This is a genomic window from Sulfurivermis sp. (assembly GCF_059410345.1).
The window spans coordinates 78,327-89,443 of record NZ_JBLJDO010000013.1; the positions used below are offsets into that span (position 1 = coordinate 78,327).

An 11,117-nucleotide genomic window follows, 5' to 3' on the forward strand; every position below is an offset into this window, starting at 1 on the left:
GAGCTTGTAGTCAGAATTTGTAATATTGCTCGAGCAAACCTTGCAGCTTGCGCGCCTGACGGAAGGATTCCTTCAGGATGCGCTGTTCCAGATCGTTCAATGCGTAGGGGTCGATGTGGTTGGACAGACCCTCACCACGGCGCCCCTGTTCGTGCTGTTGGCGCAGGCGCAGCAACTGGATGAAGAGAAAAGCGCCGATCCAGGCCTCCACCTCTGCCGTGTCCATATGCCACTGCGCGGCTGCGCCGCGCAGGCGATCCACCGTATTGGTGGCGGGCAGGCCGGCGGTGAGGGCGAATATGCGTGCCGCATCGACAAAGGGGGTGATGCCGTTCACCTTGAGATCGACGGTGCGCGGATGTTCTCCGCCGCTGGTGACCACGAAGTCGCGCACGATGCCGAGGGGCGGCTCGTTGGCCAGCGCGTTTTCGGTCATGTGGCGCAGGAACATACGCTGATCACGTACCTTTTCCAGCAACCACTGTTGCAACTCCAGCGCCGGTCCCTCCGGACCATACAAGGGGCGGAAGTCGAAGAAGATGCTGGCATTGAGCAGCACGGGGGCATCGCCGCGGTGGATCCAGTCGGCGAACTTGGCGCGCCATTCCGCCAGGCTCAAGCACCACTCGGGATTGCGCGCCATGACGTTGCCGCGGCACAGGGGGAAGCCACATTGGGCCAAGGCATCGTTGATGCGTGCGGCAATGGGCAGCAGTTCGGCGCGGATGGCATCGGCGCTGCGGCCGGCGGGGACGTCGAACAATATGCCGTTATCCTGATCGGTCTTCAGGGTCTGCTCGCGCCGACCTTCGCTGCCGAAGGACAGCCAGGTGAATTCCACCGCTGGCTTGCCGGCCTCCGCCAGCACCATGGCGATGGCGCGTTGGGTGATGTTGTCATTGAGGGTGGTGATGATCTCGGTGATCTGATCCACCGAGGCACCCTGGGCCAACATCTGCTCTACCAGGCGGTGCACGGCTCCGCCCAGCTGGGCCAGGGACTGGATCGAGTCGGCGTGGTTGATGGCACGTGACAGATTGACCAGGCCGACCCGCTGCAGCGAGAACAGGTCGCGTTCCGACACGATGCCCACCAGGCGCTTTTTCTCCGTGACGCAGATGTGGCCGAAGCCGTGCTGCGCCATCAGCAGTGCCGCCTCGTAGGCATGGGCATCCGGTACCACGGTGAGCGGATTGGGTGTCATCACCGCGGCGATGGGACTCGCCGGATCAAGTTGCGGCAGCGCGACCCGCGACAGCACATCGTGCAGGGTGAAGACGCCGATGGGTTGCTGCTGTGCATCGACCACCACCATGCTGCCAATGCGCTCGCGATCCATGATACGCAGCACCTCATCCACCGTGGTGTCCGCGGTGCAGGTGATGGGGGCGCGCTGGATCAGCTCGCGTAGCGGCGTGCTGAGGGAGCTGGTTTCCGATACCCGCGTCGCGGAACGGGCCTGTACGTTGCGCAGGGCATTGTCGAGCAGGCTGGCGATGCGACGGCTGCAAAAATCCTGGAACGCCGGACTTTGGTTGAACAGGGTCTCGAAATCCTGCCGCTCCAGCTCGTAGCAGAAGGTGTCCTCGATGGCGCGGTTGACGGTGCGTACCGGACGGCGCGAAAGCAGGGCACCGATGGGGAAGGCCTCACCGGTGACCAGTTCCCAGGCACTGCCGGCAGCCTGGTTGTCGTCACCCACCTCGCCGCGGATGCGTCCCTGCTTGATGATGAACAGACGGTTGGCCGGTCCCTGGTCCGGGCTGGTGACTGCCTCGCCACGGGCGTAGAAACCCAGTTGCAGCCGTTTGGCGAGAAACTCCACGTGGGCCGGCGCCATCTGATCGAAGGGCGCGTGGCGGCGCAGGAAATCGCGGGCAGCGGAGAGGCTGGTCGGATCGGTGACGGTATCGTTCAAGGGCTCGCCCGGCTCGGGATGCATGATTCGAGATTAAGGGTCGGCGACCAGGGGGCCGGCGGACCGTGCGCTATGGTAAGCCCTACCGGATGGTTTGCAAGGTATTTAAGGCATATAAATAGCTAGCATTGAGATTTCCAATGCTTAGCATTGAAAAAAACCGCAGTCCGAGAGGGCTGCGGTTTTGTCTTGCCTGCTCCCCCGGGGCCGCGGGGGAGGTTGGCTGGGGCTATTTATGCGCCCGGTTGTTGACCAGGTCGTCGACCACGGCGGGGTCGGCGAGGGTGGAGGTGTCGCCGAGGGAGTCGGTCTCATTGGCGGCGATCTTGCGCAGGATGCGGCGCATGATCTTGCCGGAGCGGGTCTTGGGCAGGCCGGGGGCCCACTGGATGACATCGGGCGAGGCGATGGGACCGATCTCGCTGCGCACCAGCTGCACCAGCTCCTTCTTCAGGGCGTCGGACGGTTCCACGCCCTTGACCAGGGTGACGTAGCAGTAAATGCCCTGGCCCTTGATGTCGTGCGGGTAGCCCACCACCGCGGCTTCGGCGACGGCCTCGTGCAGCACCAGGGCGCTCTCGATCTCGGCGGTGCCCATGCGATGGCCGGAGATGTTGAGCACGTCGTCGACGCGGCCGGTGATCCAGTAGTAGCCGTCCTTGTCGCGCTTGGCGCCGTCGCCGGTGAAATACATGCCGGGATAGGTCTTGAAATAGGTGTCGATGAAGCGCTGGTGGTCGCCGTAGACGGAGCGCATCTGTCCCGGCCAGGGGCGGGTGATGACCAGATTGCCCTCGCACTCGCCGTCGAGGATATTGCCCTCGTTGTCGACGATGGCCGGGGCCACGCCGAAGAAGGGTTTGGTGGCGGAGCCGGGCTTGAGCGCGGTGGCGCCGGGCAGCGGGGTAATCAGATGGCCGCCGGTCTCGGTCTGCCACCAGGTGTCGACGATGGGGCAGCGCTCCTCGCCGACGATGTGGTAGTACCACTCCCAGGCCTCCGGGTTGATGGGCTCGCCCACGGTGCCGAGCAGACGCAGGCTCTTGCGTGAGGTCTTCTGCACCGGCTCGGCGCCCTCGCGCATCAGCGCACGGATGGCGGTGGGAGCGGTGTAGAAGATGTTCACCTGATGCTTGTCGATGACCTGCCAGAAGCGTGAGGCGTCAGGATAGGAGGGAATGCCCTCGAACATGAGCGAGATGGCGCCATTGGCGAGCGGGCCATAGACGATGTAGGTGTGGCCGGTGACCCAGCCCACGTCGGCGGTGCACCAGTAGATGTCGCCGTCGTGGTAGTCGAAGGTGTACTTGTGGGTCATTGCCGCGAACAGCAGATAGCCGCCGGTGGTGTGCAGCACGCCCTTGGGCTTGCCGGTGGAGCCGGAGGTGTAGAGGATGAACAGCGGGTCTTCCGCATCCATCTCCTCGGGCTGGCAGTCCGGCGAAGCCTTGGCCATGGCCTCGTGGTACCACACGTCACGGCCGTCCTTCCAGGCGATGGCGCCGCCGGTACGCTTCACTACCAGTACCGTATGGACGTTGGGGCACTGCAGCAGGGCCTTGTCGGTGTTGCCCTTCAGGGGCACCGCCTTCTTGCCGCGCAGGCCCTCATCGGCGGTGATCACCACCTGGCAGTCGGAGTCGAGGATGCGATCCTTGAGCGACTCCGGCGAGAAGCCGCCGAACACCACCGAATGCACCGCACCGATGCGCGCACAGGCCAGCATGGCAACGGACGCCTCGGGGATCATCGGCATGTAGATGCAGACGCGGTCGCCCTTCTTGACGCCGCGGGACTTGAGCACATTGGCAAACTTGCTCACCTCGGCGTGCAGCTCGCGGTAGGTGATCTTCTTGTCCTCGGCGGGGTCGTCGCCCTCCCAGATCAGGGCCACCTGATCGCCGCGTTTTTCCAGATGACGGTCCAGGCAGTTGTAGGCGACATTGAGCTTGCCGCCCTCGAACCAGCGGATGTGGCCCTTGTGATAGTCCCACTCGGATACCTTGCTCCAGGGCTTGGACCAGGTGAGGAAGGCTTGGGCCTGCTCGGCCCAGAAACCGTCCGGGTCCTTGATCGACTGCTGGTACATGGCCTCGTACTTGGCCGCGTCGATGTGCGCGCCGGCGGCGAAGGCGGCGGGAACCGGATAGATATGTTTTTCGGACATGGAACTACCTCCCATCGGTTTTAAAAATTGTCCGTCAATGAACGCGAATGTACGCCAATGAGTCCGCGGGCCTGGTTGCGTTCATTGGCGGACATGGCTCGCTCAGTGTCTCCGCATCCTGCGACAAGTCTTTTAAGGAAGGTCTGAATAAGTCCATCCTGGACTTCTCAGCCCACGCGAAACGAAAAGTGTGATTTTCGATTCGCTTCATTTTCCAACGACTTATCGTCGTTGGAAAATGGCGGCACATCCCTGTGCCGCGGAAGCTCTGAACTTATTCAGAGCTTCCTTAAGCAGCAGGCTTGCACCTGCGGCGAGGCATGCGCACAATGCGGCTTCCCACCGAATATCGTGTGATGCCATGACTGAACAACAAAAACCTTCCTTCGATCTTTGGTCCCAGGTCGCCGAATGGTGGCAGACCCTGCGTGACTACGTCGGCGCCGGGCGCCGGCGCCGCGACGAGCCGATCACCGATCGCGCCTCCCTGCGTAGGTTTCTCGAATCGCGTGCCAGCCACGTGGCACAGACCTCTCTATACGGCTATCTGCGCACCCGTGCCGGGATGCGCTATCCGGAACTGTTCGACGACGAGGTGTTCGTCGTTTCCATCAACATCGCCAAGTGGCAGATGTGGCTGGATTGCCTGTCCGACCTCGCTGTGTACTGCGGCGCCACCATGGTGCGGCAGCATCCCGAGGCCGCGCCGCGCATCGCGCATTTGGTGCGCGAGCTGGTGCATGACATCCTGCGCGACACCGGCGTACCGGCGGAGGCCGGCGAGGGCTTTCCCGCCCATGTCGATGCCGTGCGCACACGCATCGAACACTGCAACCTGGCTGCGGTCGGTGAGGGCGAGGACGCCTTCAGTGCCAGTCCTGCCGGCTTGGTGCGCTGGGCGCCCATCATGGAAGAGCTCAAGGAGCTCGATGCCGAGATCGTCATGAACTCGGTACGTTTCCGCTGGCAGGAGGTGCGGCGCGATTTGCATCGGCTGCTCGCCACCGACGCCATACTTTGCGAGGCGCCTTGAGTCTCCGCATCGCCGGCTCATCTCAATAACTCGCCGTCAGCCATGGTGCGCCCCGAGGGCGCCGTGCGACGGCGGGCACGGCCCGCCCTAGGTATGCGGTGAACTCCAATTCGGAACACCTACTTGCCGACGAGCAGGCCGAGCAAATAGTGGACGGCCCGCGCCAGTTCACTTTCCAACGGGAACGACAGCATGCCCATGACGGAGTAGCCGAGCAGCCAGGGCATCAGATAAAAGCGGGTCATGAAGAAGAACCACGCCACATAAAGCGGCACCAACGGCGCCACCAGAAATTCGGGGGTGATCGGTTTGAACAGCCGCAGCAGCGGATCGGTCACGCGGATGAAGAAGCGGCTGAAGAAAAATCGGCTGTCTTCCGGCAGGAAGATGCGCATGCCGAAGCGACCGATCAAGGTCCACATCACCATGCCCAGCAGGTAGTCGACTATGACGGCCCACAGCGGGATTCCATCTATCATCAATACTCTCCGGCTTGTGGTTGATTAGATAAAGATGCCGGGGCGGGTAAACCCGCCCCGGCATTATGACAGCCCGTACCGTTAGTGTGCAGAACCCAGGATGGTTTCGCCCTTCGGAACACGGACCTCGTCCACCATGCGCTGGATTTCTTCGTCCGGCGCCTTGGTCATCAAGGTTACCACAACCATGGCGATCAGGCTGGCAGCGGCACCGACGATGCCGAAGCGCAGGTGATCCAGGCCGATCCACGGCTCCATGACCTTGTTGTACACCATGTACAGATACCACGAGCCGACTGCCAGACCCACCGCCATACCGGCGATGGCACCCGGACGGTTGGCACGCTTCCACCACACGCCGAGTACCAGCGGGAAGAACAGCCCCGACATGGCGAAGCAGAAGGCCCAGGCCACGGCACCAAGGATGCCGGTGAGCTTCATACTGGCCACGAAGGCACCGCCTGCACCGATCACCAGCAGCAGTATGCGGGCGATGATCAGACGCTTCTTGGTCTCTGCCTGCGGGTTGATGATCTTGTAGTACAGATCGTGGGACAGGGCGTTGGCGATGGCCAGCAGCAGGCCGTCAGCGGTGGACATGGCAGCCGCCATACCGCCGGCAGCAACGAGGCCGGAGATCACGTAGGGCAGGCCGGCGATTTCCGGCGTGGCCAACACGATGATGTCAGGACGGATGAAGAACTCGTTGATCTGCAGGATGCCGTCGAGGTTGCTGTCGCGGATGGCGATCATGCCGATGGCCGACCACTTCTGCACCCACTCCAGCGCCATGACGTCGTTGACCGACTTGCCGATGATGGCGGTGGCCAGGTGCGGATCCAGCAGCTGCAGCTTGCTGAAGGTAGCCAGGGCCGGGGCGGTGAAGTAGAGCAGGAAGATGAAGCCCAGCGACCAGGCCACCGAGGTACGCGCATCACGCACCGACGGGGTGGTGAAGTAGCGCATCAGGATGTGCGGCAGGGAAGCGGTACCGAGCATCATGCAGGCGGCCAGGGTGATGAACTGCCAGGCAGCCATGGCGCCTTCCTTCGGCGTGGCGTGCAGGGTGGTCAGCACGGACAGGCCAGGAACGGTTTCGGCCGCCTTGGTGCCCACGCCGAGGATCGGCTCCAGCTCCATGATGCGCTCCACGGCAGGGCCGTAGGAGAACTGGGGCAGGAAGCCGAAACCCTGGGAGATGGACATCCAGAATACCGGGATCAGGTAAGCGATGATCAGCACGATGTACTGGGCCACTTGGGTCCAGGTCACCGCACGCATGCCGCCCAGCATGGAGCACACCAGAATACCGGACAGACCGAACCAGACGCCCACTTCGAACGGGATCTGGAAGGCGCGCGCGGCGATGGTGCCGGTGGCGTCGATCTGCGCCGTCACATAGGTGAAAGACGCAATGAACAGCACGATGATGGCCAGGAAGCGGGCCAGCTTGCCGCCGTAACGGGTACCAATGAAGTCAGGCACGGTGTAGCAGCCGAACTTGCGCAGGTACGGCGCCATCAGCGTGGCCACCAGCACGTAGCCGCCGGTCCAACCCACCACGAAGGCGAGGTAGGGGTAGCCGGCCATGAACACGCCGCCGGCCATGGCCACGAAGGAGGCACCGGACATCCAGTCGGCCGCCGTCGCCATGCCGTTGAATACCGGCGGAACCTGACGACCGGCAACGTAGTAGGCGCTGATCTGCGTGGTACGGGACAGCACGCCGATGCCCGCGTAGATGGCGATGGTGAAGGCCACGAACAGAATGCCGATCGTGTCTGCGCCGACGCCCATCTGTTCCAGTACTGCCATCAGTACGAAGAACAGCAGGAATGCACCGGTATAGAGACCGTAGATCTTCGGGAGGTTCTCGATGAATCCGCCCTTCATGTTAAAGAAGCTCATAGATGTCTCCCCCTTAGTCTTCGGCGACGCCGAATTCACGGTCAATCTTGTCCTGCTGCTTCACGAACATGAACAGCTGGACAACAAAGACAATGAGCGAGCCCTGGGCGGCGAAGTAATAGCCCAGGGGCCAACCGAAGAAGCTGATTTGATTCAGCGATGTTGCGAAGGCATGGACCACGAACGAAAACACGAACCAGATGACCAGGTGAACGATCATCAAGGTGCGTGTCTTGGCCCAATGCTTCTCTCTCTGTGCCACATCGAGTGTCATTGGCATTCTCCTCAAGAGTCAGTTAATGGACGACAGGCAGGCCAGGTTCGGCCCGGATAGCTGCAAGTGTGTTTATTGTTTTTCATCCCCTCCCTCAACAGTGTTGTTACGAAATGGTTGTGTGTGGTCTGTGTCTGCCGCGGTGTCATAGCTGGTAGTCCAGCGCGATGGCGGTTTGCAGCTTACGCGCCTGGCGGAAGGCTTCCTTGAGGATGCGGCGATCGAGATCGTTCAGGGTGTCCGGGTCGAGGTGATTGGACAGTTCCAGCCCCTGTTCGGCCTGGCGGCGGTGATGACGGATGCGCAGCAGTTGAATGTAGTGGTAGGCCTCGATCCAGGCGGCGGCATCGTCGCTGTGGATCACCTTGGCGCGTGCGGCGGCCTGGAAGCGGGCCACGGTGTTGGTCTCGGCAATCTGGTGACTCAGGGCGATGAGACGGGCGCTATCCACGAAGGGCGTCAGCCCCTGCACCTTGATGTCCAGGGTGTGCGGATGGTCGCCGCCGCTGGACACCTGGAAGTCGCGCACCAGGCCGATGGGCGGTTTGTTGCGCAGCGCGTTGTCGGCCATCTGGCGGCGGAAGCGGCTGTTGTTCTGGGTCTGTTGCAGTAGCCAGGCATGCAGTTCTTCCGCCGGCGCCGGTTCGCCGTAGAGCGGGCGGAAGTCGAAGAAGATGCTGGCGTTGAGCAGGTGTTCTGGTGTGCCCTGATCGATCCAGCGCGAGAAGCGCGCCTTCCATTCGTCCAAGCTCAGGCAGCAGTCTGGATTGCTGGCCATGATGTTGCCGGGACAGAGCGGGAAGCCGATGGTGGCCAGGGCATCGTTGATGCGCTTGGCCAGCGGCAGCAGTTCGGCGCGAATCTCCTCTGCCGTCTTGCCGGCCGGGGTGCGGAACAGGATGCCGTTGTCCTGATCGGTTTTCAGGGTCTGCTCGCAGCGGCCTTCGCTGCCGAAGGCCAGCCAGGTGAAGTCCACCGTCGGCTTGCCGGTGTCGGTGAGGATCAGGGTCAGCGCGCGTTGCGTCAGGCTGTCGTTGAGGGCGGTGATGATTTCGGTGATCTGTGCCACCGAGGCACCCTGGGCCAGCATCTGCTCCACCAGGCGGTGCACGTTGCCGCTCAGCTGGGCCAGTTGTTCGATGGTTTCGGCGCGGGCGATGGAACGGGACAGGTTGACCAGGCCGATGCGCTGCAGGGAGAACAGGTCGCGCTCCGACACCACGCCGGTAAGCTTGCCGTCCTGCACGACACAAATGTGACCGAAGCCGTGCTGCGCCATCAGCAGCGCCGCTTCGTAGGCGCGTGCGTCCGGCGGCAGGGACAGCGGGGCGGGACTCATCAGTTCGCCCATCGGGGTATCCGGGCTGCGTCGCGGCAGGGCCACGCGCGACAGCACGTCGTGCAGGGTGAACATGCCGATGGGCGCCTTGGCCTCATTGGTGACCACGATGCTGCCGATGTGTTCGTGGTCCATGATCGCCAGCGCCTCGCCCACCGGGGTGGCGGCGGTACAGCTGATGGGGGCGCGCTGGATCAGGCTGCGCAACGGGGAACTGAGCGAGGTGTCTTCGGAGACGCGGGTGGCCGAGGCGGCCTGCACCGTGCGCAGGGCATTGTCGAGCAGATTGGCCAGACGCCGGGTGCAGAAATCGTGAAACACCGGACTCTGGTTGAACAGCTTGTCGAAGTCGTCCCGCTCCAGTTCGAAGCAGAAGGTGTCTTCCACGGCCCGGTTGATGGTGCGTACCGGGCGGCGGGACAGCAGGGCACCGATGGGAAAGCTCTCGCCGGTGACCAATTCCCAGGCACCTTCGTCGTCGGGCTCGTCCTTGCCCAGCTCACCGCGGATGCGACCCTGCTTGATAATAAAAAAGCGGCTGGCCGGCCCGTCCTCGGGACGGGTGACGGCTTCACCGCGGGCGTAAAAACCGAGTTTCAGGCGTTTGGCCAGATAGTCCAGATGCGCCGGCGCCATCTGGTCGAACGGCGCATGGCGCCGGAGGAAGTCCAGGATGGGAGTCAGCGGCTGATTGGTCGCTATCTGGTTCAAAGGTTTCCTTTCCACGTGCGCACGTGAGATTGGTGAACCAGTTAGCAATCGCCGTACCACGACCTGTTTCCATTGAAAACAATGGCTTGGCGATATTCTAGGATGTGGGGTATGGGAAAGTGTTACGGGGTGTAACGCGGCAGTGTTACGTAACGTAACGACTGTAGGAGCAGTACCGCGGTACGCCGCAACCCGCTGTATCGCCTGATGGCGGTATGGCCGTCCCTACGGTTCTTTTTTTACCTTGCGCCGTTCCAGTTCCACCCGATGGATGTAGCGCAGGATGGCGGCGTTGCTGCGGGAGTCCAGACGCAACAGGCGGCAGCCGACGCGGTAGACCGGTTCCCCCTGCTGGCTGTCCACCTGATAACGGTTGCGGATCTCCACATCGGCCTGGATCACCCCTTCCTCCGGCAACTCGATGCGGCAATTGGGGACCACGGTGCCGGCGTCCCAGCCGCACTGCCTCCCCTCGGGCGGTTCGATGAGACCGACGCCTCCCACGCTGATATCGACGATGTGTGCGTGAATCGTGTTGCCATCAGGGTCAATCATGCTCAGATTGAGGCGCCGGCCGATGGGGGTGGCGAGGCGGTAATACTCACGCCGCTGGAGGCGGATGATGGAGGTGGGCAGGGGGATGACCAAGGCCGGCTCGCCCTGGTATTTGGCCTTGTGGACAGTCTCGCTGCTGAACTGGACGCGCACCTGCTGGTGGCGGGTGACGAACAGTACGCGGCGGGCGTTCAGCAGGCGCTGGTTGAGGGTCTCGTCCGGCCCGTAATCGAGCACCAGGCGGTTGTTCTCGTCGTCCAGGCGCAATACGGAGGTGAGGATGAAGTCGCTGCCTTCGTTGAAGTAGGCCGTCACCAGTTGCAGGGTGCGGGCGAGGTCGCCCAGCACGCGCACGATTTCCCTCCGGGAATCTACCCGGAAGCGGTCCAGATCCAGTTCTGCGCCCTCGGGCATGTCATTGGCACTCATGGTATTGGCGTGCCACGAATTCTAGCAAACATACATGAAAAATAGGGTTATTGGCGTTCCGCTAATCGCCGCTTCGGGCCTTCTGTTCGATCTGCACGCGATGGATGTAGCGTTGGATGATGGCGTTCTTGTCCAGCGGCAGGCCGACGAAGGCGCAGCCGATGCGGCGCACCTGGCTGCCGTCGTTCTGTGGCTGCAGAAAGCTGTTGCGCACCACCAGATCGAACACCAGGGTGCCCGTTTCCGGCAGGTCGACGCGGCAGCCCTGCAATACGGTGCCCACTTCGGGGTTGAAGTGGCGTTG

The 11,117-nt window shown here is 62.6% G+C and carries 8 protein-coding genes and 1 pseudogene; 1 reads left to right on the top strand and 8 read right to left on the bottom strand.

The features are described from left to right. Positions 1-10 precede the first annotated feature (10 nt). Together ACMV8A_RS11110 and acs are read right to left on the bottom strand one after the other, a co-directional pair. Positions 11-1,918 carry a DUF294 nucleotidyltransferase-like domain-containing protein gene (locus tag ACMV8A_RS11110; protein WP_495325854.1) on the bottom strand — a complete coding sequence of 636 codons (1,908 nt, stop codon included), beginning with the start codon at positions 1,916-1,918 and terminating at the stop codon, positions 11-13. Between the two features lie 229 nt (positions 1,919-2,147). Further along, entirely contained in the window at positions 2,148-4,085 is a 1,938-nt protein-coding gene (acs, locus tag ACMV8A_RS11115) for an acetate--CoA ligase (protein WP_495325855.1), read from the bottom strand. A 361-nt stretch (positions 4,086-4,446) separates the two neighbouring features. Between acs and ACMV8A_RS11120 the strand changes: the two genes are divergently transcribed. Further along, complete coding sequence (locus tag ACMV8A_RS11120; RefSeq protein ID WP_495325856.1) at positions 4,447-5,118, top strand: esterase; 672 nt, start codon at positions 4,447-4,449, stop codon at positions 5,116-5,118. Between the two features lie 119 nt (positions 5,119-5,237). On the opposite strand, the gene ACMV8A_RS11125 is transcribed toward ACMV8A_RS11120, so the two are convergent. The 6 genes and pseudogenes from ACMV8A_RS11125 to ACMV8A_RS11150 form a co-directional block, all read right to left on the bottom strand. After that, positions 5,238-5,597, bottom strand: a complete 360-nt coding sequence (locus ACMV8A_RS11125) for a hypothetical protein (RefSeq protein ID WP_495325857.1) — start codon at positions 5,595-5,597, stop codon at positions 5,238-5,240. A gap of 81 nt (positions 5,598-5,678) precedes the next feature. Further along, on the bottom strand, positions 5,679-7,505 hold the full coding sequence (locus ACMV8A_RS11130) for a sodium:solute symporter family protein (RefSeq protein ID WP_495325858.1): 1,827 nt from the start codon (positions 7,503-7,505) through the stop codon (positions 5,679-5,681). A gap of 13 nt (positions 7,506-7,518) precedes the next feature. Then, the gene (locus ACMV8A_RS11135; RefSeq protein ID WP_495325859.1) at positions 7,519-7,779 is read right to left on the bottom strand and encodes a DUF4212 domain-containing protein; all 261 of its coding nucleotides are present in this window, start codon (positions 7,777-7,779) and stop codon (positions 7,519-7,521) included. Between the two features lie 145 nt (positions 7,780-7,924). After that, entirely contained in the window at positions 7,925-9,829 is a 1,905-nt protein-coding gene (locus ACMV8A_RS11140; protein ID WP_495325860.1) for a DUF294 nucleotidyltransferase-like domain-containing protein, read from the bottom strand. 225 nt (positions 9,830-10,054) lie between these two features. Continuing rightward, positions 10,055-10,813, bottom strand: a complete 759-nt coding sequence (locus ACMV8A_RS11145) for a flagellar brake protein (protein ID WP_495325861.1) — start codon at positions 10,811-10,813, stop codon at positions 10,055-10,057. 61 nt (positions 10,814-10,874) lie between these two features. Continuing rightward, a pseudogene (locus ACMV8A_RS11150) lies at positions 10,875-11,117 on the bottom strand (flagellar brake protein); the annotation flags it as partial.

What these genes read in the sequence shown, in the direction of transcription:
- acs (WP_495325855.1), bottom strand. Translation starts at nt 4,085, where the DNA reads ATGTCCGAAAAACATATCTATCCGGTTCCCGCCGCCTTCGCCGCCGGC.
- ACMV8A_RS11145 (WP_495325861.1), bottom strand. Translation starts at nt 10,813, where the DNA reads ATGAGTGCCAATGACATGCCCGAGGGCGCAGAACTGGATCTGGACCGC.
- ACMV8A_RS11125 (WP_495325857.1), bottom strand. Translation starts at nt 5,597, where the DNA reads ATGATAGATGGAATCCCGCTGTGGGCCGTCATAGTCGACTACCTGCTG.
- ACMV8A_RS11130 (WP_495325858.1), bottom strand. Translation starts at nt 7,505, where the DNA reads ATGAGCTTCTTTAACATGAAGGGCGGATTCATCGAGAACCTCCCGAAG.
- ACMV8A_RS11120 (WP_495325856.1), top strand. Translation starts at nt 4,447, where the DNA reads ATGACTGAACAACAAAAACCTTCCTTCGATCTTTGGTCCCAGGTCGCC.
- ACMV8A_RS11135 (WP_495325859.1), bottom strand. Translation starts at nt 7,779, where the DNA reads ATGACACTCGATGTGGCACAGAGAGAGAAGCATTGGGCCAAGACACGC.